The following is a 26,105-nucleotide window of genomic DNA, read 5'->3' as shown; positions in this document are numbered from 1 at the left end:
AAAGTCTTGGTCATTATTACAACAACCAAGACTCAAACAGAAATCAGCACTATGATGCGCAGAGGCCGAGCCCATAGGCTACGCTCATAAACGCATCAATCGATATTATTTTTTCCTCTCCGAATTTACTCGAAAAAATTCTTCGGATTCTTGGAATAAACGATGACCCGCCGGTCAACAGGACGGTATCGATATCTGACAAAGACACGCCTGCGCGAACCAATGTTTCATCTACACAAGCGTTAATCTTCTGAAAGTTATCGTCAGCCATGATTTCAAATTCCTCCCTTGTAATTTCCTCGTGAATTACAACCCCCTTCTCGGAAAATTCAATAATGGCAGATTCGTTATCAGACAACTCCCGCTTCGCTTTTTCAATGGCCCTAAACAGCAAGTACCCAAGATTTTCCATAATGAGCGTACGCAGATTCTCCAAAGCCTTCCGATCTTCGTCAGATACACCATGAAGAGATTGGATAATCTGAAGTGTTTTCTTGCTACGAAGCTGCGGAATCATATGCCACCGACAAAGTGTCTGCGGAATCCAAATCGGCATATCAAGAATTTGACGATTCGAGGCACCATAGACTTTTGCCCCTTTGCCGAAGTGTTTAGCTATTTTGTGCCACATGATAGAAGCATCGAAAGCATCACCAGCAATATACACCCCCCCAATGGAGAGAATATCATCCTTCCGATTGTTTTTCGGCGTGTCACGGCCGCAAAGACGCATAACAACAAAATCCGAGGTGCCACCACCAAAATCACCCATAAGAACAAGTTTTTCCTCACCTGACTTGAGTTGTGATTCGTAAGCAAGCGTAGCAGCAATAGGCTCATATACGAAATGGATATTCGTAAACCCAGAACGCAGGGCGGCGGCTCGCAATCTTTCTTCGGCCAAAAGATCTAACTCCTTGTCCTCCGAAAAAATAACAGGACGTCCCATCATTACTGTGTCCACAACGTGACCGACATAAAGCTCACCATGATGTTTGATAGCTTTCAAAATTAAGGCTATCAGATCTTCAATCTCGTAACGCTTACCAAAAACATATGTCTCAGTGAAACTTTTGTTTGGCAAAAACGCCTTAATCGACTGCATGAAGCGACCGTACACACCACCGTAACCAACGTATTGGTTGATAGCCTCTTGACCAACGGCCACATAATTTTCTTCGTCGAAGAAAAGAACTGATTTCAGGGTTTCTTCTACAGCCCCGCTCGGATCAATACTCGCAACTTTTACTTGGCCATTTTGCAAAATTGCCAAAACAGAGTTCGTAGTTCCAAAATCAAGTCCAAAGGTTATACTCATGATTTTCTCCTTCATTCAATTGGTAAAGTTCAATTGTTACTTCAAACTTGGTAACATACATTTATATCACAAAAGCATTATAATAGCAACAGTTTCTATTATAAATCCTTATAGATCAAGACAGTTTCGAATGTTATCAATCATCGCTACTGTGTCTTTTGTTATTTTTTTATTTCTTGAATTGAGAACAATTCGATTGTACATATCAACACACGATGTATCCGTAAAGATGCTCTCTGTATCAATAACATGGCCATTAACCATCGAGATAAAATTAACATTAAATATTTTCACGAACCTGAAATATTGTTCGGAAAGATATAAATCCCCCGTTTGTTTTCTATTACCACTCTCAAAACATCTTGCACGCGAAGTCTCATACTCACAACTTACAAAAACGAATATGTCTGGTATTAATATTTCCCCCACCTTAGATACCAAGAGTTCAAGATATGAACTTCTTATATCAACCAACCCCAATTTATAAATAGCATAAACATGGGCACTTACAGAAACAAAACTCCTGTCTAAAAGATTGATGCCATTTCTAAGAAGTTTTCCTCTCTGGATATCTACATCAAGATATCGTGCCTGCGTGTTAACATACTCATTCTCATAATAATCTTTCTGTTGAATATCATTAATAAAAAAAGAGTGTTCATCAATGGTAGAAAAACCATATCTCTGAGATAATGACTTAATTAAAGTCGTTTTTCCCACATAAACATTGCCATCAAATGAAATCATCATAACGATAACTTGCATTTCTTACATAGACCTGTTCGTGTTCCTGATCCATTATTGTAAATAGACTTACGATATTCATTATAAATCTCAGAATTCCATATTTCTTCTAAAGACCTCTCGTTCACATTTCCTAATTTATGCTGCCATTTCCAATCCATACAGCACAAAATAACATCTCCCTTAAAATTTATATGCATCCTTTCTAAGGGCCGTCGCTGTTCACATCCATAGACAACTTCTTTGTGTACATCATTTGAAAACTTTTTGACATTACCACTTCTGTCGAAAAAGCCCCACAATTCAAATTTTATAAATGCCTCCTTACAAAAATTTCTTGCTAAATCAATATCCATTTGGTTTATTCCAGGATACTCTACACTATGCTATAGTTTATGAATAAAGTCAATGAATTAATAGTGTAATAAAAATAATTTTAACTAATATGGACAAAGGAATAATTGTACATGCTGTTCTCTTCAATGGGAACCGAGAGGTGCTCCTTATTCGGAGATCACTTAGCGAGGACACTCTACCTGGTCTTTGGGATATCCCAGGAGGAACACTTGACGACGGGGAAGATCCAGAAGAAGGAGCTATTCGAGAAACCAAAGAAGAAACAGGGATTGATATTCAAAACCTTAGCCTGTTTCATTACACATCAAATATCGATAGAAAAAAGAACAAACAATTTATTCGTCTTATATTTATTGGCGTATGCAATGAGACTAATATACTCTTAAATAAAGAAGATCACGACCAGCATCAATGGGTATCTATAGATAAAATACCTATCAACATAAAAACTGTTGAATATCTTCCTAGCCTTTTCGCTATCCTCAAAAAAAATAGTCACCATTTAGTAGGTTACAGCCAAAAATAATTACTTGTACAACGCAGTTTTATTCTTTTGAATAAGTGGTTGCCCAAACATTATGTGACCGAGATAGCGCCATAGGGATAAACATCCGGCGAGACCGTGCAACGCATAGAAAAAAAGGCTCCCCACAAATAAATAAAAAATAATTGCTGGTATCTCACTGGCAATTATTCTATTCCGCGTAATTAACCAAGAAAAGAAATTTGGAATTATAAAAAAGGAAATAAAAGTTAAATTAAAGAAAAGCCAAATTGCCGCTGTTTCTGACAATAATGCATAGATAAAAAGAAACATCATCATAAGCGGCCCGAAAATCCAATAAACAGCATGGCTAAATAGTTTTAAAGTAAGCACTAACAAACGACTCTTTCTCACCGAATGATCATCTTTTATTATTTGGGAATAGTATTCAAAAGATTGCAGTGGTCCAAAAAACCAGTTGACTTTTTGGAAAAATAAACTCTTTACACTCTCCGGGGAGAAGGCTTCATCAAAAAATGGAATTGGGACAATGGTATCTTGATAATAACTTAACTTCAGACCAAAAATAGCATCTTCATTGTGCATATTCTCAGAAAAACCCCTAACCTTATCGTAAATTCTGCACGAGAAAAAGAGTCCGTGCCCAATACAATAATTCATTGGAAAGGAGAAAAAATTGCCCCTCTCTCTTTTTTTGAGTTGATTCAAGGAATGTGGTATTTCAAAACCAATGCTCCATCTATTTTGCCACAATGATGCAGAGACTAAAATTGCTTTCTCAAAAAAATTGGGCATAGACACAATTTTTAAATAGTTTCCAAGGTAATTCCCATACTGTTGAAATACTTCTGAAGAATTGCCATGCCGTTTATTGAGTTGGAAATTATTAATCCAGCTAAATGTTCTAATATCAGGCCTAGAGTCTGCATTATAAAGAGCAAAAAAGTCCTTTTTATCTAAGTTATTTTTTACGAAATTAACAGCGTAATTTACCTGATGTGCCATTTTGCCATCAACATCCGGATAATGCACATGTACTACATCCTTAAATTGCCCCTCTAATGATTTTGATAAAGCAACAGTATCATTCTTACTTCCAGAGTGATTAAATCGATACTCCTTTTCTGTAGTAATAATAATTATTTTAGAACCTTTAAAAACCCGAGAAATCTTTAAAAAATATTTAACTGTATCCTCCAATATGGCTGTTTCATCAAGTACGGGTATTAAAATAAAGAATCGGATGTTATTATCAACGCTGTTAAAAATAATATTATTAACAGCGCTATTTTTAATCCAAAAAAAACTCTTTAAAATTTTTAAGAGCCAAAATATTGATATAATTAAAAAACTACCTCCTATTAGAAAAAATAAATTCTCCATATATAAGATATTATTTTAAAAATAACGTCTAGCTGCTTCAGCTAAACGTTATCTACAGGTCTTCGGAACAACCGACCAATTTAAGTAATTCCTCTGCTCCAAAAAATATACTCGCTTCGCGAATAGCCTCCAGTTGTGAATCTGAGCAATGGAACATGTTTCGAATCGGGTGTTCTTCAGACTTCCTAAATTTCAGTCTCATTGCTTTTCTCAGCTTGAGAAGATTTTCTGTCACTGATTGCCTCTGAGAATCATAAACAATGTTGGTGCCGAGCAAAAGTACTTTATCAAAACTGATTCCCACTCGGATTCAAAAAAGTACGGGTAAAGCCGAAATAATTCTGACTTTTCAATTAACACCGCTTTTTTTCCAATAATTTCAAGTCCCATCGACTCAATTTCTGCCCTGATGAATTCAGCCAAGCCTCTTTCAAAGGCATCCGGCTTGATAGAACAAAACCCAAACTCATTCAATCTGTCGGGTCTCAGAATATTAGGAATTGGCTCTAATGTTCCGCGCCACCACCTCTTCTCATTCCCAACGTTGATGTACTCGCCCTCCTCATCCTCAAAAATAAATCCATGCGCGTCTGGTCCAACATAAAAATTGAATTGTTGACCGTTCACCCAAACCAAACAGATTGGCCTGTTTTTTGAATCAAGTATCTGACTCTCTCGGATGTACTCTTCGCTAACATCATATAATGACTCGGGATTATACATTCTTAACCTCCGTATCTGAAAAGTGGAAAATTTATAAGGAACTATAACTACGCAATATATACGTACATCGTTATTTATTTCTCTGATTGCTCCTTGAAAAAATCATTGACGGCATAAGTGAGTTCACTAGGAGTGATTTGTGTCTTGAGAAATACTCCCTCGGCAATCTTGGAATCAATAAGTGCCTGAACATCTCTATCGTCGAGTGATGCGGAGAACAGAAATATCGGAGTATTGTTTTCTGATTCTGCTTCTTTCAACTTCATCACGAGTTCGCGACCATCCATTCCTGGCATCATCACATCTGAAATCACGAGATCAAATGTCCCATCAAGTGCTGCCTGTAGTCCAGAGACACCGTCACGACATGTCGTCACGACATATCCTTCATCTCGGAGTCGCTTGCCAAACATATCGATAAACACTGCCTCATCTTCAACAAAGAGAATCTTTTTTCCCTCTACTACCGGAGCATCTTCATGTTCTGCTGTACCTTGTTTTTCGAAACGAGCAGAATTCTTGGCCTGTTCACTGAATTGACTCAGGAAGCGATTGACTTCGACGACAACTTCCGATGGAGAAAATTCTGTCTTGGAGATAAATCCATTGGCACCGAGACCAAGACACTCATCACGATCTTCTTGTGAGCTCAGGTTACTGAACACAACAATTTTCATATTCGGATCGTATTCAGGATTGTGACGTAATTCACGAAGCACTTCTGTACCGCTCAGTTCTGGGATCACGAGATCAAGCAATATCAAATCGAATTTCTGTTCGAGAGCTTCCTTGAGTGCTGATTTCCCAGTTATGACATTGAGCACATCAAAACCAGAGCTCGCAAATTTTTTCTTATAAATTTCAGCAATAAATGGATCATCTTCGACGAAAAGAATCTTTGGCATATTTTTTTATTACATATCTTTACCTATATACTACCAGAAAAAAGAAAAAAACAAAACATCCCTTTCAAATTCACTTCTGTTACTTTTCTTTTTCAACTTCTCTGCCATTCGCTTCTGCTAGTTGATCAGAGGTACCGATCTGAATATGAGTGTTTTTGATCGGGAGTTCGATGATAAATCGCGATCCTTTGTCTGGACCATCGGATTCTGCCCAGATCTTGCCTCCGTGTGCTTCGATGAAACTCTTGCTCATATAAGACTAATTTCTACTTCTACGAGAACAAAGCTTTACTTTTCAAGGATTTAATGTAATCTAAAATAAACACAACTTATCATTGCAACATTCCTCGACAAGTAATTATAGCATAAAATATGAACAATCAAAAAAACAAAAGGACGATTCTTGAGAAGTTGTTTCCTAAACAACTACCAACTATAGAGGCTATTGAAAAACGATATCCACCTAGAAAACTCAAGGAGGGTGCAATGGTGACACGAATTGCCCCTAGTCCAACGGGATTCATGCATATAGGCGGTATCTACACTGCTCTAATATCTGAAAGATTGGCACATCAGACAGATGGTGTTTTTTATCTTCGTATCGAAGATACTGACAAAAAGAGGGAAGTCGAAGGTGCTTCAAATCTGATTGCTTCCGCTCTCAAAAGTTACAACATTAACACAGACGAAGGACAAACAACCTCAGGGACAGAAATCGGCTCTTACGGACCATACAAACAAAGCAAACGCACAGAAATATATCAGGCCTATGCGAAATTACTAGTAGAAAAAGGATTAGCCTACCCATGCTTTAGCTCTAACGAAGAACTTGAGGAAATACATAAAATACAGGCGGTTCGTGGCATTAAGCCTGGATACTATCAACAATGGGCGAAATGGCGCGATAAATCTGATCAAGAGATTCTAATAGCATTAGATGGAAAAAGAGAATTTGTCATTAGATTTAAATCTTGTGGCAATATTAATAATAAAATTTTCGTTAATGACATTGTATTGGGAGGCAGAGAGTTACCCGAAAATGACCAAGATATGGTAATAATAAAATCTGATGGTCTACCAACCTACCACATGGCTCATATCATTGACGATCATTTAATGAGAACTACCCATGTAATCCGTGGAAACGAATGGTTTTCTTCGCTACCATTACACTTACAATTATTTAGAACTATGGGATGGCAGGCTCCAAAATATGGACATATATTTCCAATTCAGAAAATCGAGAATTCTTCAAAAAGAAAATTAAGCAAAAGGAAAGACCCTGAAGCAAATGTTGCATATTACACCGAACAGGGATACCCTGAAGATGCCGTTATAGAATACTTATTGAATTTAGCGAATTCAAATTTCGAAAACTGGCGAAAGGCCAATCCAGATAAAAATAATCGTGAATTCCTTCTGACACAAAAAAAACTATCAGGCTCAAGCGGTCCCCTATTTGATTTTGATAAACTAAATGACACGAGCAAAGGGATTATTGCAAGGTATTCAGCTGAAGAAGTTTATGAAAAAGCTTTAAGCTGGACCAACAAATATGATCCAGAGCTTGCTAAAACAATGAAAAAAGATGCTGATTATACAAAAAAGATATTAAACATAGAAAGAAATAGTGGAACAGGTGGTAGAAAAGATATTGCTAAATGGTTTGATGTAAGAACAGAAATTGAGTATTTCTTTGATCAAAATTTTAATATTACAAAAGATACTGCAGTGCACCTTCTTTCAAATATTGATTCTGCCACCATCAAAACAGTAGTAGATTCATTCATTAAATCCTACAATGAAAAAGACTCAAAAGAAGAGTGGTTTGAAAAAATAAAAAAAATTTCCAAAACCCATGATTATGCGGAAAATATGAAGATATTTAAGGAAAATCCAGAAAGATATAAAGGAAATATCACGGATATAGCAAGGATCTTCCGAGTTTTATTAACAGGAAAAATACAGACCCCTGACTTGTATTCCATTATGCAAACGATGGGGAAAGACAGGGTTCTCTCCAGACTATCTTTATTAATATAACTCTTCAACATAACAAGCGACAATCACTCTATACGATAGCAATCGGCTACACAATTTCCTTCCAACTAATCATCATATTCTTATAACACGATTCTTCGAAAAAAGATAATCAGCAGCCAATCTATGAGATGTAATCATTTCATCAGGAATATCTTTATAATCAAAAAGGAGCCAACAAGAAAAATTTTTTGGTTCTTTATTTACAAACCAACCTGCTCGTTTTCTTTTAATTCTTAAATACGCAAAAAAGTGATAAAATATATATTTTTCAGAAACTTCTTCTACTATCAAAAATGGAACTTGTCCACTACCGACGACACCAACTTCTTCGTAAAGTTCTCTAGAGAAACATTTATCTAAACTCTCCCCAAGGTTTAAGTGGCCACCGGGCAAACACCACATCCCTTTTGCATATTTCTTTCGCCGACAACCTAATAGTATTTTATTACCACACAAAACTATCGTATTACAAGCAATTCTATTCGCATCTATTCCTTTGAATACTGAGAGATCGTCCTCATAGTTAAATATCTTCTTAAATACAGAGGTCATAAATAATTTTATTTTAGAAAAGAAATTTCTAAAATCATATAATAACTAGACGTGTCAGAGCAATCTTCCCTTAATTTGATCAATTGAAATGATCTTCTTTTTTATTGATTCCAGATTCTGTTCTAGCAACTCTTTTCTAATATCAACCTCTTCAATTCTCTCATCAAAACAGTGCTTAAGGGTTAACCCTGGTGCCAATCTAATTTCACCACATTCACGACAAGATTTACATCTAAAACCATTGCAAAATGAATAGCATAAACGTATCCGACTTGAAGATCCTGTAAACATATAAATATCATCGTCCTGATAGTCTTTATACTTTTTAATAGGTCGAAGAGACTCTAATATATCTTTAGCATATTTGACTTCAACATAAAGATCTTTATTGAGAGCCATATACTCTAACAATTTTACATCTAGATTATTTTTAATTGCAAATTTTATAACATCAGAAAGTGATTCTTTGTTATAAGTTGTTAAAACAAAATTCAAACAAATATTTAAATCAGGATTCAGTTTCCTCACGTCATCAATCATCAAAAGCGCTTTACTAATATTAGCGCCATTACCACAAATATATTTTAAAACTTTTTCATCTAAACTTTGAAAATTTAAACGTAACCGACTAAGATTAGTAATAATCGTAGCAAATTTATTTTTATCAAATAACATCCCATTAGTTGTCATCCCTAAGATAGCTTCTGGATATATAGCATTGATACCGTCTACAATAGCTACAATTTCTGGGTGAAGTAATGGTTCGCCTCCTGTTAGAGTAATTTTTTTAATACCTAAATCTTTAGCCACACTCGTTAACGAAAAAATACTCTCCTTATCCAAAAACCGTGTGTTCTTTGTTGGAGTTCCTTCATTATGACAAAATCTACATTGATAATTACAAAAATCCGTAAGGACAAACCGTATTTTTTTAATTGATTCTAGCTCGGTCATAGGAATGATTCATTAAAATATATTAACAACTTACTTTCTCCTTCCGGAACTCAAAAAAAAATTCTACGTATCTAGCTTTTTAATCAATTATCTTTATTCTCAAAAAATTAAAGACGAAGTGACTCTTCTTCATTGGTTTTTGTATCCGTAATACTCTGACTCCTGGCTGTGTATAATTCAAAAGATTTTCTTCCTAAAAAAGGATTGTGTACTTTAATAAAGTTTTCCTTTACTCCAAAAAAACTCATTCGAAAAAAATTCACTGAGTAACCGCTTCCCTTAAAAACTGTTTCCGTAAAATTTTTTACTATAACTCCGTGAATTTTTCTATATTCATTCCTTGTTTTCAAAACTTTTACATTCCTCTTGATTGCATCTTCAAAACTAGAACGGACTAATCGCCAAAAAAACTCTGATGAAAATTGGTTATCTATCAATAAACACTGCTCAATATTACCAAAGTTTTCATTAATTATGTTATGAAAAAGATGCTTATAAAACTTTTTTTCATGATAAATTTTATTTCTTTTTTTCCTCAAATTACTAATTGTCTTAATTTCCTCAATAGAAAGTAATGAGGAATAATCTTCGCAAACCCGTATGTCTCCATCTCTTAAAAGGGCTTTTATTGGCAAGATGTCTTTGCCATTTTTTTTGAAAATTATACAACAGTTCTGAAGATGTGAACTATGATAAACACCCTTACTGAGAAGCTGCGATATAATTGCTTTCGTTATACAGTCTACTAGACATCTCAAGAATAGCTCTGGATTTTGACTCAGCTTCATAAAATGAACCAGAGGAGTTTCATCAAAAGGATATGCGTGATTAGGAACAACCAACCCTATTAGCGGCAAAACGAATTCATTTTTATCTCTTTCTAACATTAAAAGTTTTCTTGAAATAAAAGTTAGATATTTTGTTACATCATGATCTTTTAAAATCGGACTAAAGATTTCTTCCGAGAAAAATTCAAACTCATTTGACGAAAATGAGCTGAAGATTTCGTAACATACCAAATACCATTCAACTACACTAATCCTCAACCCTCTATTGTAGGCTGTCTTTATGATATCAGGCCATGATGTTTTTAGGAATAGAAAACTATTCTTATTATTTTCTAGAACTACAGGCACAATCATGCTTCTTCCCGAACTTGAGGAAATACCAAAAAGACTCTCTGATAATATTTTACATTCCTGAAATAAAAGTGACTTGCTCGATAATGCAAAACCACGCTCAATCTCAGGAATAAATAGCAAGTAATTCTTACTTTTATCATAATCAATCTCGCGTCCGTAAAGATTTTTAATTGTAGAATTAAGGATTGAAGAGATTTCTTCTAGGTGCAGGCGTTCATCTTCCACGAAGAAATATCTAGGCACTAAAATCAGACTAATTCCATTAGATGATACATCAAATTTCTTCTGTAAGACATCAGGTTTTTTAATAATCGACTTCAATTCGTCATCATTCAATTTGATTATCTTATCCATCTCTCTAATAAATGATAAAAAAGGATCAGCTCCCAATAGACTTTGTTTCAATCCACTTGAATACGGATATGGGGTTGGGTGATCTAAGTGTCCGTAAGTTACACCGAAAGCGTCAACCAATGAAAAAGCCAGAATCCGTTTATGTGAATTGAAAAGTAAGTCACTAAAAAAATCATGATTTCGACTATATCTCTTTAAGTTTATTTTAGTATCAAAGACACGTTCCGTTATAAAAATATAATATCTTGTCTGTTGGATAACTTTTTTGATTTGATTATTAATGTCAAAATCTTTATTTATTTTATAATTTTTATTTATAATTAATAGTAAGTGCTTAAAATCATCAAAATTAAATGTCCTCCAAGCACCATTCTTTACACTAACAAAAAGTTTTGAATCTGCATTTATAATATACCTATCGCACGAAAAACTAACCGCACTTGATTTAAATATTATGTTTTTATCTTTACTAACATAAAAATAAAAACATTTTTGTTCATCGTCTTCAGCAATAGAAAACAAACTTGAGAATTCTTTTATTGCAATAGTAAAAAGTCTGAACAAATACGGCGCTCCACGCGACACTAAATCTCTATTAGAGAGTGTGCTAATCCTATCAAAATTATCACAAATGTTCATATATTTTCTATTATATAGAACTTTATTTCATATTATCTATCAACAATAATTTCATTCTATAGATTACTCTTTTTCGACAGAAGTAGGTTCATCAGACGTACCGATCTGAATATGAGTGTTTTTGATCGGGAGTTCGATGATGAAGCGAGAGCCTCTATCTGGACCATCGGATTCTGCCCAGATCTTGCCTCCGTGTGCTTCGATAAAACTCTTGCCGACGTAGAGACCGAGACCCGCTCCAGAGACTACCATTTTCGTTGTTTCCTTGCTTCGAAGGAATTTCTGGAAGAGGTTCTTCTTGTCACTTTCGTGAATACCGATACCAGTATCCGAGATGATGATACGGGCGACCTCAGGCGTGTTCTGGAGTGTGACTGTCACACCACCTACTTTGGTGTATTTCACTGCATTGTCGATGAGGTTGGACACCACTTCTTTGATTTTGTTTGGATCCATCGTGATGAGAGGGAGCGGATGCTTGGAGAGATGGATATCAATAGTCAGATTCTTTTCTTGAGCTGGAGAAAGGAACATATCGACGAGTTCAACGAGGATAGGCTCGATCTGTGTCGGAGCAAAACTGTATTGGATACGCCCTGCTTCGATACGAGAGACATTGAGCAGATCCTCCACGAGATGGACGAGACGATTGTTCACACCGTAGAGTTTGTTCAGAATATCGAGTACCTGAGGAGAGACTGGCCCATAGGAGCCCTCGAGCAAGAGTGAGAGGTAACCTTTGATAGCCGTGAGCGGTGTACGGAGCTGGTGTGATGCAATAGAGATGAATTCTGATTTGGCGGCATCGAGCTCTTTCAATCGTTCATTCGCCACCATCAGTGTATGCGATATCTTTTCGAGCTCTTCCTTGCGTTTGATTTCTGCCTTCACTGATCGGATCAGATACCAACCAGCAATAGTCGTACCAAAGAGTGTCACTCCAATGAGGACGCGACTTATAAGTACCGTGGCAAAAAAGAACATTGAGCTAATAAGGGCAAATTGTGTTAACACCAACGCTTGTGCTCCGATCAGTTTGATATCAAATGCCTTGAATTTAACGATGAGATAACTAAGAAACCCAAGAAAAATACCCATAGCGAGAATTCCACCCTGTTCAACCTGATACCCCCATTCATAACCTGCATTGTACAAATAATCAGAAACGTAAGACAAAACAAAATACGAAGATAGAAACAACATTATACCTAAACCTAACAGAAAAATTTGTAATCTTGATATGTCTACAGGAGGCTTCCGGTATTTCACTATCAACAGAATAAAAATCCACAATAAAATAATCAATTTCAAAGAAATAACGTAGTCCAAAGATATCCCTGATTCAACGGGAACACAATTTATGATATCAAAATTTGATAAGTTAAATGTCGTTGGAGTCAGAAAGAGAACTGGCAAAGAAAGAAGTAAAAAAATGAATTTTATACTATTGGAAACATCTTTTTTATCAATGAATGTATATATAAAATATAAACCTAGAATGAAAAAGAGTGCTTCAAATACACCTAGTATAGCCCAAGAAAACATAAGCAAACTACTATTGCTACTTTTCCACAAAATAAAATCAAAAACAAGCCATAAAGAAAAGAAGAACGTAATACCCAGTAAACATTTTGACGCTAACGAACTTTTATTTTTTAAAAATACAAAAAATCCAAAAAATAAAGACAGTATGATCATCGGAAAATGAGAATAATAGACGAGTCCTGTTAAGTATTGTTGTGTATTCGCAATACAAATCTCACTGTTCGTAATTATATTAAAATCCATATTTTTTTTATTTTATTGAATCTATCATCTCCTTTATTTCTGGAGACATATACTGATAATTTTCTTTCTGAAAATTGATATTTTTCCAATCATCACCTGTAATTATCTTTCGACAATTTTCTGATCCGCACTTACAATCAAGCTTATATCTCGAATTCGACATTACCAAACCATAATCATAGAAAAGTTCTTCTCCTTTTTTCACGTCTTTGATAGTTATAAAATCACCATTTTCATTAAATCCTACGTTTCCATCACAACAGTGGTTCATGTGCCAAGGGAGTGATATATAATTTATATCAGTTGGTGCATAGAAGCCATTTTCCGCCTCAGCACAAAAATCCAGAACAGTTTCTTTGGATTCCTCATCAATTTTTTCAAAATCATCCCAGGAAAAGAAAAGATCTTCATTCATAAGTTCCCATTTTGCGAACATCATCCCTTTTCCAAGATCCCTCATAGCAAACAAGCCTATTCCTCCAAATCTTTCTGACGGTTTTATTCTAATAAGTACTTTCTTGAAATCTGAGAAATCACATTTTTTAAAAAGAGTTGTATTATCAATTGATCCGTCTTTATTATTCATTGGAATATGTTTATGTTATTACAAAATGTTCTTAATCTATTTTTTATTCTACCACATTTCAAAAATAAAAAAAGTCCTGCCGTTATCGAAACAGACAGGACTAAGATGACAATACATGATGAATTATTCCTAATGACTCATGAAAGATTCTTTTTCTTGCTCATAGCACCACCAAGAATCCTCCATTTCTTGATCGAGAGCAAAAACTGGAACAATAAGAGGTTTTACTCCGAAAAGAGAAGTAATTTTTTCAATAGCTGGACAAACAACTGTTTCCGCAAATGCTAATTCTTTCTCGTCTGTAATGAAATTTTCAAACAAAACACCATGTGCGACGAAAAAAGCTAATAATTTTTCATATCGATTGAGAGCATTATCTCCATGTCTACCGTACCAATATGAAAGATCTGCTGTTTCTATGTCAAATGAAGCATTTCTCAATAAATTATGATGAAAATCAATGAGATTTTCACCCCATAATGTTTGAATATCTGCAAACTTTTTTTTCTCTGACCCCATCAGATCGATCACCTTCCTGTAATGTACATTTTTTTTGTTATCCGAGATAAAGGGTAACTTCCCTAATCCAAGCTTGTCATGATTTCTCGTCAAAAAAATATCATTGGTATATTCCAAACCGAGCGGTTTCAGTCCGAAATCTCTTGAATGATCAATAAATTGTTGAAATTCAATATTTGGAGAAGTAATATGTCTATGAAGAATAGCTCTCGGTTCATCACAAAAAAACTCTGGAATATCCCCGAGATATTCTAAGACTTTTTTCTTCAATTCTTCGTCCTTCCAACGTCTTTGAATTTCTGCTTTCGCTTCATCCAAATTCGTGTATATTTTCGTATTCAAAACATCTTTCATAGAAAGTATTTTAGCAAAAAATAAGTTTTTCGTAAAATGAAATGAAAGGGTGATACATCAATGATGTTTCACCCTCCACTCAAACAAACTTCCAAATGGCCTTCGCTACCTCGATGACCACTGTGGTCCGGAATATCCAGTACCCATTGCTGAGCACGACACTTCCGAAAAATACCACCCAATCACGAACCTTCATCGGGCCGTAATTTCCGTGACGAGAATAGGCAGTCGTCACGAATGGGTCTGTGAAGATGGAAAGTAACACAAATGCTACTACACCACCCCACACCTTGTGATTCACAAGATGTGCAAGAATGAAAATCAGCTGAATCGGAAGATAGAATACGAAGTATGCTATCTTACCAAAAATCGAATCTGACCTCCATTCAACGAGCTTCTTGGCGTATTCCAGAGAAATCTCCTTCACCGCGTCAAGTGCTCCTACTCCAAGCCAGTCTACACCCTTCTTATTATAGAAGAGGATAAGGCCGAGACAAATGACAAGCGAACCCGCTGTCATCATTGCCCCGCCTACCACTGGTCCGAAATACGCGATAACCCCTATGTAAAGAGGATTATCATAGAGCCAATTGATCACGCTCATCACACCTTGTCCGGTAGCAATGAGAGCAATCTGCTCTTTATGTGTCGCCATGAAAGCGACAAATTTCTTCATTACTTTCATTTGCGACTCCTTTTTCAAAAAACTTTCAATAATCAACCCATTTGACTATCAAATTTATATTATACACTAAAAAAAGAGCCTTGTCAATGGCTCTTTTCTATAAATTCTCAATAAATGCCTATACTACGCGGAAATTCTTGAAATTCATAGTAATGATTATATGTCACAGAAATACCATACATACTAACTAATCTCTATGACACTCCTCTTTTCCTTCGTAAAAGTTTTTTCTGCGACAGAAACGAGCTCTTCTGCTTTCAATTGTTTCAGTTGATGCAAATATTCTTTGGGAGACTCTTTGACAATACCAAATAAAGCAGGGTATCCATACCACCACAAGAGATCTTCTGGGTTATGATACACGCGGAGAAATCGTGTTGCAAAAGCGTTCTTGTGTGCATCCAGATGTTCACTCATTTTTTCGATATCCTTCGAATCTTCTATCAATCTGTCGAAGAGGGTGATGGCTTCAGTCTTGGAAGAATTTTGCACATCAAAGAGGAAAGCTACATATCCCCTATCATGAAATTGACTGAAAACACTGCGTGCCCAATAGATGAGACTTTTCTCGGTACGTAGTATTTTATTTGCCCAAGAAATCCACCCAGAGGCGATGATAGAACGGAGAAGATCGATACGAAGAATATTTTCTTGATCAAAAATATCCGTCGTACGAAATGCTTCAGCTACGAGAAATGATGTATCTTCTGATGAGGCAACTATCCTCTGATCATGGACACTTCCCATTGTTTCTCTCGCATCATGATCGATTGACACTTTCTCGCTTGCATCAACAAAAGGACGTAAGGTTTCCTCAAGATGTATTTTCTCATCTGCACCAGATACTTGCGGAGAGAGAATGACCCACACAGCGTTCTCGAGATTATAGTATTCTCGATAAAATTTTTCTATATCTTCTTTCGTAATAGAACTAATCGAATGGGCATCTCCGAACGGATTATGAGCAAAAACACTTCCATGATACAAACCATCGAAGAGAAAATCCCACACTTTCTCATCCCGATTTCCATCATACGTGTCTTTCTCTGAAAGAATCACATTTCTCTCTTTCTCGATATCGGTTTCATCGAAAACGAAGTCTGCAATACCAAGCGCGAGTAATCCGAGGCTTTCTTTTGTTTTCTCTGGTTCTTGAATATGGTAATAGTAAGCTGAGTCTTTGTTCGTGTAGGCGTAAAAATCTATTCCACGAGATTCGAGAGTATAGAGTCTCTGTGTTCGAGAAGGCTCTTTTTTTGTTTTCTGCAAGAGCAAATGTTCGAAAAAATGTGCCAATCCTTCTTTGCCCAAAGGATCATATATCGAACCAGCTTCGAACCATACAGAAGCAATCGACACCTGCAGATGTGGACAGTGTATGGAAAGGAACTTCCCTCCCTTCCCTTCGAGTATATTTTCGAAATGAGATACTTGCATAGTTTGAAGTATAGAGTATTTATCGAAAAAATAAAATGGCCTCAATCACACAATGATGATCGAGGCCATACTGGCAGATTACGCGATTTGGCAGATGAACTTATTTGCCACGAGTCCCGGAACCGCCACCGGTGCTACCGCCACCGCCACCACGTTGGCCACCAGAGCCACCATTTCCATTGCCGTGACCACCAGAACCACCGAAAAGGCCTTGCTTCATGAGATATTCTCCTAAAAACACCATTGATATAATGGCAAGAAAACAATATCATAAGAACGGTTTTTCGTCAATCTGTGAAAATATTACAAATACCCCTACTAGCTATTGTACAAAATAACTATTGCATGCTATAAGAAAGTTGCCATCCTTCCGAAATTCTGAATTAACCAGGAGAATACTGATGAGAAATATCGTTCCTTTACACTACGCAGAAAGAAATCTGTATATGATGCTTTCGGCACCAAATGCTGAAACTCAGTTTAGTGCTGATTTCAAAATACAACTTCCAGAGATAACAGATTCAATGATGAATTATCGCAACAAGGGTAACTATGGGTCTGTTCGTATCTGCGGAAGCGAATCGAGGTTCAATAGAAAGAACCACATTTATTCAAGTTAGTATCTACTGACTTAAGAAATTAAAGAAGTATTGCTACGTCATTGCTTCTTTTTTCTTTTCTATAAATTCTCAATAAATGCCTATACTACGCGGAAATTCTTGAACTGCCAGGGATCTTCTGTATCGATATCTTCGGGAAAAAGGGTGTTCCGTCCTATCGTCGGATCCCAATCACTGTATTCGCCGACGAGCTCTCCCCAGTATGGACTAGCAATATCGAGCACTTCTCTGAAATCCATTTCTTCTGCTTCGACTATCCCACTCTCTGGATGACGCATCGCCCATATCATCCCCGCTACGACACCGGCAGCTACCTGCAGTGATGTCGCAGAATTGTATGGCGCGAGCTGTCGTGCAGTATGGATATCGAGTCGTGATCCGAACCAGTACACACCCTGTTTGTTCCCGATCAAGAGAACACCGAGTTCATCTATACCCGAAACAATTTCATCAGTGATCGATCGTTTTTGTTCCTGAATTTTCCAATTGGATTCTTCGAGTTCTGTAATCGAAAGTACCGCATCATCACAAGGGTGATAAGCATAGTGTACTGTCGGACGATATTCTGGATTCTCCCCTGTTCCGAGAGTCAGATAACTCGCGAGGGAAATAGCTTCATTGTGTGTGATGAGATATCCGATCTGTGGACCAGCGAGAGGGAGCCAGGTGCGGACACGTACTGATGCTCCTGGTTTGTTCAAATAGATAGCAGACTGATCACCAAACGTGTGTCTACTCCCATCGACAGGGAGATGTTTCTCATGCGATCCCCATCCGAGCTCTGCTGGCTGGAGTCCTTCACCGACCAATCCATCGATAGACCAGGTATTGATGAATTCACCTACTTTTTTTCGTTCTGTAGGAATCTGCGTATCACGCTCTGCGACATGGATAGCCCGGATCCCGAGTGATTGGGAGAGGCGTGCCCATTCTTCTCTCGTTTGTGGGATGACTACATCTCTTCCTTCATCTTTTGCAATATTGAGAAGTGCTTGTTTCACGAGGTGCGATACAATACCAGGATTGGCTCCGTGAGCGAGTACCGAAGTAGCATTTGTATTCCCCCATTTCTCTTTGAGCTTGATAGCTTGTTCTCGCAATTTGTAGAGAGATCGCTGTGAAACAGAAAGTGCTGGGTTGGTACTTTCTCCAAGCCATGAGTCGATACAAGTATCGAGATAGAGTATCCCTCGTTCGCTACAGAAATCCACGATAAGCGTACTCTCTATATCAGATGAGAGATTGAGCAAGAAATCTCCAGGAGAGAGAAGTGGATCAAGTACTTCTCGATAATTTTCTTTGGAAATCGGATTGATAGAAAACGGTATACCGTAATAGGCAGCTGTTTCTTTGCCTCGTTCGTCAGCAGTGATGATTGATATCTGCTCTGGCTTGATATCGATATGTTTCAGTATGAGAGGCAAGACTCCTTGTCCGATAAATCCACCACCGATTATGAGCATTTTCTTATCGAATCGAACGTCTTTCTTGAAATCTTGTGTCATCATAGTGTTTATCGAAAAATAAATTTATTTTATACTATATCACTTTTTTTACTATTTGTCAATACAAAAAATACCTCAAAAAGGCACTTCTTACACTCATATTCTACCCCAAATCCCCATTTTTTGCAAAAAATACTATGGAACCATAACAACCCTTAGAATATGCCACTATAAAAACTCATATCAATCCTAACATACAGTACAAATTATTATTATTTCATTTCTTAGGGCAGTTTTGATATAATACAAGTATATGTTACATTCTATATTCTGTGATTTTGACGGGACAATAGCAAAAGAAGACAGTACAGACTTAATACTGAATCAGTTCAGCGTGGACAACACCTGGAAAAATATTGAACTGCAGTGGTCATCTGGCACTATCGGTAGTAGAGAATGCCTTATAAAACAATTCTCTAATATTAGAATGAACGCTACGGATATTTTTGATCTTGCGGGTAAATTGCATCTAGAAAATGGTTTTATCGAATTCTCGCAATTTTGTAAAGACAAGGGCATCCCTCTCTTTATTATAAGCGATGGAATAAATACACTCATCGAACAATTCCTCACAATTCACAAGATATATTTCACTTCTATCTACGCAAATGATATAAAATTTATGTCCGAAAAAATGATAAAATTTATACCACTATCTGATTCTTCTGATTTATATCCTTGTATTCATAATAATGTCTGTGCAAATTGCAAACCACAAATTATCAAGCATATTATCAAAACAATCCCTATTCATCCTAACGATACAATCTATATAGGCGACGGAATTTCTGATATTGAAGGAGCTCGCCACTGTTCAACCGTTTTTGCAAAAGAGAAACTTTTCACACTATTACGCGACAGGAAAAAAAAATCCTGTCTTTTCAGAAACTTCCACGAAATACTTCAAATCATTCAAAAATCTTGAAATTCTTAATACGCCGGTATAACAACAGAATCTGAAGCAAAATGAACATCAAAATTCTTCTCTCGAATTACTATATGAGAAGATACAAGTGCAATTTTTCTCTTTTGCACAAAATAGAAAGGAGTTAGTCGCGAAAATCCCCTCACTTCTTGGTTTATGCCATTCGAATCAACCACTTGTACGCCAACAATGAGTGGCGTAATCTTTTCTTGCAATATAAAGTGTTCATCAAACTTGTTTATATGTTCTTCGAGTAAACTATTTATCTGTTCTTTTGACAACCCTTCTAAGAGAATAGCCCCTTTCGATGTAGAAAATTGATCTGAGAAAGCACTCGTTTTAAGAACATATGGTATATTTGGCGCCAACAAAGCCAGATCTGAAAAATTTACTACAGAACTACCATTATATTGAATCGGCGGAAAAATTAATCGACTCTGTTTATCGAGATAATGAACTTTTGGCAGAAGATCTCTAAAAAGAGACAGCTCTTCATTTGTAAAATGTCGCAAAAATATTGTTTCTACATTCTTATCGTGTACACAGCTTAATGAAAACTTCTCCTCGAGATAATGTTTTATTGGTGGATACAAATATGATTTAGTTTCTTTAATTCGATCAAGAATAGTGTGTATCTGTACCTGATTATTTCGTACCATATCAAAAAATCTATAAACCAAGACGCCTTCTCTTTCTGGACCAGAATATTCGTTAATATTATATATACGCATTGTAATATCTGATCTGGACAAACAGCTCGCAAGGTACGTATACTCAGCGACATATTCATCTTCAGAAATTATAGAATCAATAACAAAATCTATACTCTGTGAAAGTTGAAATTTTTTCAATACATCTTCAAAAGATTGAACAATCTTATTTACAGAACTCCCATAAGCATTCAATAAAAAACTATGGACACCCAACTCCCCAGGAAGAGCATCTATTTCAGCAATTTTAAATTGTGAATCTTCTGTTATAACCAAGTCTGGTCGATAAAAAATATTCCCAGATGATAAATCCTTAGCTCGATTAAAATTATCGAGAAATGATTTTTCTCGATACATATTCACTTTTTTCCTAAATTCTGTATCATGAAAAAAAAGATCCTCAACAGCATCATGATATTTCTTACAGAGCATCCCAAGTAAGGCAAGTCTTTCTCTTATTTTATTAGAAAAAGGTAATTGGTATGATTCTTTTCCAATGCGCCAAGAAACATTTTGCCCTGGCAAACATAATCGCTTTGGCAAAATACGTGATTGCTTTGCTAAAGAATTGAAAGATTCAAAATCTACTAACTTATATCCCATTCTTTTTAACTCTATCAAACAATTGAGAAAGCAACTCTGACACCATATCAATTTCGTCTTCTGTTATAAGTAAGTTCGGTGCAAGAGTTATTATATTCTTATAATAACCACCAATATCAAGAATAAGCCCAATTGGTTTTCCGTCATATATAAGATCTCCCCTTAATCCCTCATTGAATATAAAATCAGCACGTTTTTTACTCGGAACCTGACCATCATCTCCACATAACTCAATTCTAAGAGCAAGTCCTAATCCATCTACATCCCCAATAATCTGTGGGAATTTCTCTTTCAGTTGTTTTAACTTATTCAAAAAATATTTACCCTTTCCTTCAATATCACGCTCTCGATCAGTCCAATTATCAAAAGCTTCAAGAGTAGCTAATCCTGCTGTAGTACCAAGAGGATTAGAAGCGAAAGTTGAATGAGTAGAACCCGGTGGAAATACACTTGGTTCAATAAGTCCTTCCTTTGCCCAAATCCCAGAGAGCGGATTTAACCCATTTGTAAGTGCCTTACCAAAAACAATAATATCTGGAACAACGTCAAAATGTTCAATGCTCCAAAGTTTTCCAGTACGATAAAACCCCATCTGAATTTCATCAACAACAAGAAGAATGCCGTATTGGTCGAGTACTTTTTTTAATTCTTTAAAGAAATTTTTCGGAGGAATGATATAACCACCTGTCCCCTGGATCGGTTCAGCAAAAAATGCACGATATTCACACGCGCCATCTCTGCTATCATAAATGCCATGATATTCTGTCTCAAACAATCGTTTGAACTTGCTGATATAATAATCAGTTATGTCTACACCTTTTTCTGGACAACGAAAAGCGTAAGGAAATTCAACGAAAAATGCACGATCACCAAAGTGACCGAAACGACTTCGATATCGATAGCTAGAAGTAATTGCGGAGGCTGCAATTGTTCTCCCATGATATCCTCCCATAAAAGCAAATACTCCATTTGCTTTTGTTCGCATTCGAACAAGTTTCAGAGCATCTTCAATAGCTTGCGCACCACCAACGTTAAAATGGACCCGTCCTTTCACACCAAATCGCTTTTCTGTTTCCGTACACAAGCGTGCGGCGAGTTCAATTTTTCCCTGATGAAGATATTGTGATGCAATTTGGGGTAAAGTATCAATCTGTTTTTTCACCGCGGTGTTTATATTCTTGTTTGCATAACCAAGGTTAACGGCGGAATACCACATTTGCAAATCAAAATATCTCATATCTTTTTCATCAAAAAGATATGATCCTTCACATCGTGAAAAAATCTTCGGATTTTCAGCGTAATGAACAGTGTCTCCGTAAGAACAATACTTCTTCTCTAAATCAAGCAAGTCAGCGCTGTTCATAAAGAATTCTAATTACCTTGTATGTTTCCGAATTTCTCTTTATATGCATCTATACATTTCTGAATAAATACAGCAGCCTCATCAAAATCCATAAACTTTCCAACTGTCGTGGTATCTTTACCTGTCTGAGGAATTTTGTAAAGCTCAAAAAAGGTTACGACATCTTTGCGTTGATACGGTGTCAGATCTTCAATCTTCTTCACGTGATCAAAGCGAGGATCTTTTGCATTTACACAAACAATCTTATGATCAATTTCGCCATTATCGATCATCTCCATTGCACCAATAACTCTTCCTGTAACCATAGCGCCCGGAACAATCGGTTTGCTGCTAAAGAGAAGGGCATCAAGAGGGTCTTTATCCCCATCGTTCCAAGTTCCTGGAACATCGCAGTAATTAATTGGGTAAAACATTGGTCCATAGAGCACACGATCAACTTCAAGGACACCAATATCATGGTTATACTCATATTTATTGTAATCACCCTGACTGATCTCAACCAAGAGGAATAAGATCTCAGGAGCCTTTTCTTGCTGAATTCTATGAAAAAGTGACGTATTCATAATTCTGTATTTATTATATAATAATACGTATATACTATAATAAAAAACCAATGAAAGCAAATAACCTAACAAATATATCTCACATACCGGAGGGCTTCACCGTGCGTAAAGGTGGCTTCGCTAACGATGTCTATCAAGACAAAAAACATGGCCTTATCCTTAAAATTTATTCCGAAAAATCCTACTATAAATCTGAAATTTCTGCTTTCAATTCTGGATTTGATTACATGCCAAAATTTATCAAAAATGGATCGACAGAAGGAAGGCCCTACATCATTATGACATCTGTAGGAACAGGACTCCGATCTTTCACAAAAAACGATGTAACATCTTTGGCTCAAACGCTCTCTCGTTTACACAAAATCAAAAAACAGACTCCTCGAAGACTCATTGAAAAGAGATTTCGACATTTACAACAACACGCCACAGATATCAAAAAAATAATAGATATAGATATTCATCAACTTATCAAACGTATCAGTCGCTATACAAAATCAAAAAGTACATCTTCTTTAACGCATGGCGATATAACCCTCTCCAATTTACGCAAAGTTTCAGGGGAAATCTTTCTGATTGACTTCGATGAAGCAACATATTCTTCTCCTTATTTTGATATCGCAAAACTCTATTGGTCTGGACTAATACCTCTTCAAACTTTAACTGGACTCAAACACTTCATACATGAATATAATAAAATCGGGCAAACATCACTTACACTGGGAAAAGAAGCGAAAGATTGGATTATATTTGCCGGTATCGACTTTTGGATCTGGCGAGTTACTCATATAAGAAATAATACAAATTTAATAAAACAAGCTGAAGGCAGACTTATAAGATATAGAAAAAAATATGGACATTAATGAATTGAAAATGGCTACAACGAAGCTTAATCTACCAATTGAATTTGGCTTTGAGAAAGAATTTCTCTTACAAGCTCATTCAAAGAAAGATGATCGAGTGTATAATTTAAATCTCGCACAGGAATTCCTTCTTTTTCTTATGAATACCAAGCTCCCGCATAATCATATTATTGTCGAGGAATATAGCCAGTGTCTTATTGAGATTATATCAAAACCTTACCACATTAATGAAGTATTTGATGGCCTAAAAAAAATCAACCAGCTCCACTTATTTGTTGAGAACAAACTACAAAAATTTGTAAAGAAAACCTATCCTAAACTGGCAAGATACTATAGGATTGCTCTCTCTGATGAAGGAAGTTCATTTTCAAACCAATACTTATGCTCTGATCTTACAATTTTATCAGATCAAAAAGACGGGAGAAATATTGTATTACCAAAATATAAAAAATATATCAAACAATATAAAGATATTACCTGGTCTTTCAATAGAATATCTGAAAAAGTAATTGGGACCTACAATCATATCAACTCATTTCATATCACATTTCATCCAACATATTCAAACCAGTTTTCATTCAAAGATTATATAAAAATACTCCGTCTAACACAAACACTCATCTCGAGATACGAAAAATATGACCGCGGTAACAAAAAACTTTTTCGAAACGGAAAGATGGTGCATTTTAAGAAAAATATCCGAAATATCTTCCTAAAGAAGTTTCTCTCTGTACATACTTCAAAAATTGGCGCCAATTTTTCAATTCCTAATAATTCATTGAATGCAATTAACTACTTTACCACGTTTACAAAAAGACTCTTGAAAACTGCTAAAACGAAAGATATTGATACTGCTTACAAGAAATGGAGTGCATTCAATATGCGCCCAAGAGTGATAAATAATCAAATACCAGGAATAGAAATAAGACAATTTGGATCAAATTTTAGTCGATCAAAATCGGCAGAAAAAATTATTAGTGATCTTATTAAGATTGATACAATGATACAGAATAAATCAATATGAATCTACCATCTCTCAACAGCAATGAGCTTGTCGACATTAACTCGGATAATGCCGTATCACAATATATCAGAGGTGCTCTGGCACGATATTTTAGTATAAAAGATATTCCTTACGAATGTATCCTTTTTACGAATGGCGCTGATGCTGCTATACATACACTTGTAAGAACAATCCTTAAAGACAAAAATGTTACATACCTTGATTTGAATTATCACTACGCTACACAGCTAATTACTGAAAATGCAAGAATTGCAACAGAACAGAAAACTTTCTGGGACGTATGTTCGGGCGTTAGAAAGTTTCTCCTGCCTGGTCTGTCTAATCCTACCGACATACTCTACATCACCAATCCAGACAATAAGCTCGGATTATATCTCAATTCGAATGAGTTAATCCATATAGTTAATAAGAGCAACCTTTGTATTATCGATGAATCATACGGGGATTATGTCCCAATATCCTTGATTCAACAAGCTCTCCATAAAAAAAATACCATTATCCTTCGTACATTTTCAAAGTTCTTCTCTTTAGAAACTGAACGAATTGGCTATATTATTAGTAATAAAAAAACAATACAAATACTACGAGAGGCATTACCTCAATATCCTATCGCGACAACATCTATTTTCACTCTTTTAAACACGCTAAAAGTGACAAATATTACAGAAACAAAAAAGAAGCGCGCTCAAATAGAAAAGAAAAAGAAAATGTTTTACACTGTCTGCGACAAAAACGATATCCTGTATGCACATTCACACACTAACTTCGTAACCATTTTCGACCGAAATCCAGAAACAATCCCAGCAATTACATTCCTAAAAAAAGACATGAAAGAGTTCATCCTCCATAAGAAAAAATGTTTTCGTCTTTGTATTGAAAGAGTAACTTTTCTTTAGTAGATAGATCTTTTGATATATACATCTCATCTATAGACCAATAACTCG

25 protein-coding genes are annotated in these 26,105 nt (G+C 36.0%); 7 read left to right on the top strand and 18 right to left on the bottom strand.

The features are described from left to right. Positions 1-49 precede the first annotated feature (49 nt). Positions 50-1,333 carry an Hsp70 family protein gene (locus tag PHH40_00760; GenBank protein ID MDD2766279.1) on the bottom strand — a complete coding sequence of 428 codons (1,284 nt, stop codon included), beginning with the start codon at positions 1,331-1,333 and terminating at the stop codon, positions 50-52. Between the two features lie 93 nt (positions 1,334-1,426). After that, positions 1,427-2,068, bottom strand: coding sequence for a deoxynucleoside kinase (locus PHH40_00755; protein ID MDD2766278.1), 642 nt, complete (start codon positions 2,066-2,068; stop codon positions 1,427-1,429). Between the two features lie 439 nt (positions 2,069-2,507). Between PHH40_00755 and PHH40_00750 the strand changes: the two genes are divergently transcribed. Continuing rightward, entirely contained in the window at positions 2,508-2,945 is a 438-nt protein-coding gene (locus tag PHH40_00750; protein ID MDD2766277.1) for an NUDIX hydrolase, read from the top strand. Here the strand turns inward: PHH40_00750 and PHH40_00745 are convergent, their stop codons facing one another. From PHH40_00745 to PHH40_00730, 4 genes are all read right to left on the bottom strand, one after another. Continuing rightward, positions 2,946-4,307, bottom strand: a complete 1,362-nt coding sequence (locus tag PHH40_00745; protein MDD2766276.1) for a hypothetical protein — start codon at positions 4,305-4,307, stop codon at positions 2,946-2,948. Between the two features lie 231 nt (positions 4,308-4,538). Further along, complete coding sequence (locus PHH40_00740) at positions 4,539-4,934, bottom strand: nucleoside-diphosphate kinase (protein MDD2766275.1); 396 nt, start codon at positions 4,932-4,934, stop codon at positions 4,539-4,541. 170 nt (positions 4,935-5,104) lie between these two features. Continuing rightward, complete coding sequence (locus tag PHH40_00735; GenBank protein ID MDD2766274.1) at positions 5,105-5,935, bottom strand: response regulator; 831 nt, start codon at positions 5,933-5,935, stop codon at positions 5,105-5,107. A 79-nt stretch (positions 5,936-6,014) separates the two neighbouring features. Then, positions 6,015-6,188: a hypothetical protein gene (locus PHH40_00730; protein ID MDD2766273.1), complete on the bottom strand. Its 174-nt coding sequence runs from the start codon at positions 6,186-6,188 to the stop codon at positions 6,015-6,017. 119 nt (positions 6,189-6,307) lie between these two features. Between PHH40_00730 and gltX the strand changes: the two genes are divergently transcribed. Then, positions 6,308-7,978, top strand: a complete 1,671-nt coding sequence (gene gltX, locus PHH40_00725) for a glutamate--tRNA ligase (protein MDD2766272.1) — start codon at positions 6,308-6,310, stop codon at positions 7,976-7,978. 72 nt (positions 7,979-8,050) lie between these two features. On the opposite strand, the gene PHH40_00720 is transcribed toward gltX, so the two are convergent. The 4 genes from PHH40_00720 to PHH40_00705 form a co-directional block, all read right to left on the bottom strand. Then, positions 8,051-8,530 carry an NUDIX hydrolase gene (locus tag PHH40_00720; GenBank protein MDD2766271.1) on the bottom strand — a complete coding sequence of 160 codons (480 nt, stop codon included), beginning with the start codon at positions 8,528-8,530 and terminating at the stop codon, positions 8,051-8,053. A gap of 54 nt (positions 8,531-8,584) precedes the next feature. Further along, positions 8,585-9,484, bottom strand: a complete 900-nt coding sequence (locus PHH40_00715) for a radical SAM protein (GenBank protein ID MDD2766270.1) — start codon at positions 9,482-9,484, stop codon at positions 8,585-8,587. A 107-nt stretch (positions 9,485-9,591) separates the two neighbouring features. Beyond that, the gene (locus PHH40_00710) at positions 9,592-11,619 is read right to left on the bottom strand and encodes a hypothetical protein (protein MDD2766269.1); all 2,028 of its coding nucleotides are present in this window, start codon (positions 11,617-11,619) and stop codon (positions 9,592-9,594) included. 63 nt (positions 11,620-11,682) lie between these two features. Continuing rightward, positions 11,683-12,774: a HAMP domain-containing sensor histidine kinase gene (locus PHH40_00705; protein MDD2766268.1), complete on the bottom strand. Its 1,092-nt coding sequence runs from the start codon at positions 12,772-12,774 to the stop codon at positions 11,683-11,685. 205 nt (positions 12,775-12,979) lie between these two features. Here PHH40_00705 and PHH40_00700 point away from each other — a divergent pair, with 205 nt between their 5' ends. Next, the gene (locus tag PHH40_00700; protein MDD2766267.1) at positions 12,980-13,327 is read left to right on the top strand and encodes a hypothetical protein; all 348 of its coding nucleotides are present in this window, start codon (positions 12,980-12,982) and stop codon (positions 13,325-13,327) included. 87 nt (positions 13,328-13,414) lie between these two features. Here the strand turns inward: PHH40_00700 and PHH40_00695 are convergent, their stop codons facing one another. From PHH40_00695 to PHH40_00675, 5 genes are all read right to left on the bottom strand, one after another. Then, entirely contained in the window at positions 13,415-13,993 is a 579-nt protein-coding gene (locus PHH40_00695; GenBank protein ID MDD2766266.1) for an SET domain-containing protein-lysine N-methyltransferase, read from the bottom strand. Between the two features lie 129 nt (positions 13,994-14,122). Continuing rightward, the gene (locus PHH40_00690; GenBank protein ID MDD2766265.1) at positions 14,123-14,866 is read right to left on the bottom strand and encodes a hypothetical protein; all 744 of its coding nucleotides are present in this window, start codon (positions 14,864-14,866) and stop codon (positions 14,123-14,125) included. Positions 14,867-14,945: 79 nt separating this feature from the next. Beyond that, on the bottom strand, positions 14,946-15,551 hold the full coding sequence (locus PHH40_00685; protein ID MDD2766264.1) for a hypothetical protein: 606 nt from the start codon (positions 15,549-15,551) through the stop codon (positions 14,946-14,948). A gap of 183 nt (positions 15,552-15,734) precedes the next feature. Beyond that, positions 15,735-16,988 (bottom strand): pitrilysin family protein, encoded by a 1,254-nt coding sequence (locus PHH40_00680; GenBank protein ID MDD2766263.1) that lies wholly within the window; start codon positions 16,986-16,988, stop codon positions 15,735-15,737. A 700-nt stretch (positions 16,989-17,688) separates the two neighbouring features. Continuing rightward, the gene (locus tag PHH40_00675) at positions 17,689-19,113 is read right to left on the bottom strand and encodes a saccharopine dehydrogenase NADP-binding domain-containing protein (protein MDD2766262.1); all 1,425 of its coding nucleotides are present in this window, start codon (positions 19,111-19,113) and stop codon (positions 17,689-17,691) included. A gap of 253 nt (positions 19,114-19,366) precedes the next feature. Between PHH40_00675 and PHH40_00670 the strand changes: the two genes are divergently transcribed. Then, on the top strand, positions 19,367-20,038 hold the full coding sequence (locus PHH40_00670) for an MtnX-like HAD-IB family phosphatase (GenBank protein MDD2766261.1): 672 nt from the start codon (positions 19,367-19,369) through the stop codon (positions 20,036-20,038). 5 nt (positions 20,039-20,043) lie between these two features. Here the strand turns inward: PHH40_00670 and PHH40_00665 are convergent, their stop codons facing one another. The 3 genes from PHH40_00665 to PHH40_00655 are packed head-to-tail and all read right to left on the bottom strand — an operon-like array spanning position 20,044 to position 23,277. After that, positions 20,044-21,369: a hypothetical protein gene (locus tag PHH40_00665; GenBank protein ID MDD2766260.1), complete on the bottom strand. Its 1,326-nt coding sequence runs from the start codon at positions 21,367-21,369 to the stop codon at positions 20,044-20,046. Next, positions 21,341-22,714, bottom strand: coding sequence for an aminotransferase class III-fold pyridoxal phosphate-dependent enzyme (locus tag PHH40_00660; protein ID MDD2766259.1), 1,374 nt, complete (start codon positions 22,712-22,714; stop codon positions 21,341-21,343). Before PHH40_00660 ends, PHH40_00665 begins: the two co-directional genes overlap by 29 nt. Before the next feature lie 8 nt (positions 22,715-22,722). After that, positions 22,723-23,277 (bottom strand): inorganic diphosphatase, encoded by a 555-nt coding sequence (locus PHH40_00655; protein ID MDD2766258.1) that lies wholly within the window; start codon positions 23,275-23,277, stop codon positions 22,723-22,725. A 50-nt stretch (positions 23,278-23,327) separates the two neighbouring features. On the opposite strand from PHH40_00655, the gene PHH40_00650 reads away from it, so the two are divergent. Genes PHH40_00650 through PHH40_00640 form a run of 3 tightly spaced genes read left to right on the top strand, consistent with a single transcriptional unit; the run spans position 23,328 to position 26,057 of the window. Next, on the top strand, positions 23,328-24,137 hold the full coding sequence (locus PHH40_00650; GenBank protein ID MDD2766257.1) for an aminoglycoside phosphotransferase family protein: 810 nt from the start codon (positions 23,328-23,330) through the stop codon (positions 24,135-24,137). Further along, on the top strand, positions 24,127-25,161 hold the full coding sequence (locus PHH40_00645) for a hypothetical protein (protein MDD2766256.1): 1,035 nt from the start codon (positions 24,127-24,129) through the stop codon (positions 25,159-25,161). The genes PHH40_00650 and PHH40_00645 overlap by 11 nt, the downstream gene beginning before the upstream one ends. Beyond that, the gene (locus PHH40_00640) at positions 25,158-26,057 is read left to right on the top strand and encodes an aminotransferase class I/II-fold pyridoxal phosphate-dependent enzyme (protein MDD2766255.1); all 900 of its coding nucleotides are present in this window, start codon (positions 25,158-25,160) and stop codon (positions 26,055-26,057) included. The genes PHH40_00645 and PHH40_00640 overlap by 4 nt, the downstream gene beginning before the upstream one ends. Positions 26,058-26,105 lie beyond the last annotated feature (48 nt).

This window comes from Candidatus Moraniibacteriota bacterium (assembly GCA_028688415.1).
GTDB lineage: Bacteria > Patescibacteriota > Minisyncoccia > Moranbacterales > UBA1568 > UBA1568.
The sequence above is the reverse complement of the archived record's forward strand: the minus strand, read 5'-3'. Positions and strand labels throughout refer to the sequence as shown.

What these genes read in the sequence shown, in the direction of transcription:
- PHH40_00720 (MDD2766271.1), bottom strand. Translation starts at nt 8,530, where the DNA reads ATGACCTCTGTATTTAAGAAGATATTTAACTATGAGGACGATCTCTCA.
- PHH40_00730 (MDD2766273.1), bottom strand. Translation starts at nt 6,188, where the DNA reads ATGAGCAAGAGTTTCATCGAAGCACACGGAGGCAAGATCTGGGCAGAA.
- PHH40_00760 (MDD2766279.1), bottom strand. Translation starts at nt 1,333, where the DNA reads ATGAAGGAGAAAATCATGAGTATAACCTTTGGACTTGATTTTGGAACT.
- PHH40_00735 (MDD2766274.1), bottom strand. Translation starts at nt 5,935, where the DNA reads ATGCCAAAGATTCTTTTCGTCGAAGATGATCCATTTATTGCTGAAATT.
- PHH40_00715 (MDD2766270.1), bottom strand. Translation starts at nt 9,484, where the DNA reads ATGACCGAGCTAGAATCAATTAAAAAAATACGGTTTGTCCTTACGGAT.
- PHH40_00755 (MDD2766278.1), bottom strand. Translation starts at nt 2,068, where the DNA reads ATGATGATTTCATTTGATGGCAATGTTTATGTGGGAAAAACGACTTTA.
- PHH40_00710 (MDD2766269.1), bottom strand. Translation starts at nt 11,619, where the DNA reads ATGAACATTTGTGATAATTTTGATAGGATTAGCACACTCTCTAATAGA.
- PHH40_00700 (MDD2766267.1), top strand. Translation starts at nt 12,980, where the DNA reads ATGATATCAAAATTTGATAAGTTAAATGTCGTTGGAGTCAGAAAGAGA.
- PHH40_00645 (MDD2766256.1), top strand. Translation starts at nt 24,127, where the DNA reads ATGGACATTAATGAATTGAAAATGGCTACAACGAAGCTTAATCTACCA.
- PHH40_00750 (MDD2766277.1), top strand. Translation starts at nt 2,508, where the DNA reads ATGGACAAAGGAATAATTGTACATGCTGTTCTCTTCAATGGGAACCGA.
- PHH40_00685 (MDD2766264.1), bottom strand. Translation starts at nt 15,551, where the DNA reads ATGAAAGTAATGAAGAAATTTGTCGCTTTCATGGCGACACATAAAGAG.
- PHH40_00655 (MDD2766258.1), bottom strand. Translation starts at nt 23,277, where the DNA reads ATGAATACGTCACTTTTTCATAGAATTCAGCAAGAAAAGGCTCCTGAG.
- PHH40_00695 (MDD2766266.1), bottom strand. Translation starts at nt 13,993, where the DNA reads ATGAATAATAAAGACGGATCAATTGATAATACAACTCTTTTTAAAAAA.
- PHH40_00660 (MDD2766259.1), bottom strand. Translation starts at nt 22,714, where the DNA reads ATGAACAGCGCTGACTTGCTTGATTTAGAGAAGAAGTATTGTTCTTAC.
- PHH40_00690 (MDD2766265.1), bottom strand. Translation starts at nt 14,866, where the DNA reads ATGAAAGATGTTTTGAATACGAAAATATACACGAATTTGGATGAAGCG.
- PHH40_00650 (MDD2766257.1), top strand. Translation starts at nt 23,328, where the DNA reads ATGAAAGCAAATAACCTAACAAATATATCTCACATACCGGAGGGCTTC.
- PHH40_00745 (MDD2766276.1), bottom strand. Translation starts at nt 4,307, where the DNA reads ATGGAGAATTTATTTTTTCTAATAGGAGGTAGTTTTTTAATTATATCA.
- gltX (MDD2766272.1), top strand. Translation starts at nt 6,308, where the DNA reads ATGAACAATCAAAAAAACAAAAGGACGATTCTTGAGAAGTTGTTTCCT.
- PHH40_00675 (MDD2766262.1), bottom strand. Translation starts at nt 19,113, where the DNA reads ATGACACAAGATTTCAAGAAAGACGTTCGATTCGATAAGAAAATGCTC.
- PHH40_00680 (MDD2766263.1), bottom strand. Translation starts at nt 16,988, where the DNA reads ATGCAAGTATCTCATTTCGAAAATATACTCGAAGGGAAGGGAGGGAAG.
- PHH40_00670 (MDD2766261.1), top strand. Translation starts at nt 19,367, where the DNA reads ATGTTACATTCTATATTCTGTGATTTTGACGGGACAATAGCAAAAGAA.
- PHH40_00640 (MDD2766255.1), top strand. Translation starts at nt 25,158, where the DNA reads ATGAATCTACCATCTCTCAACAGCAATGAGCTTGTCGACATTAACTCG.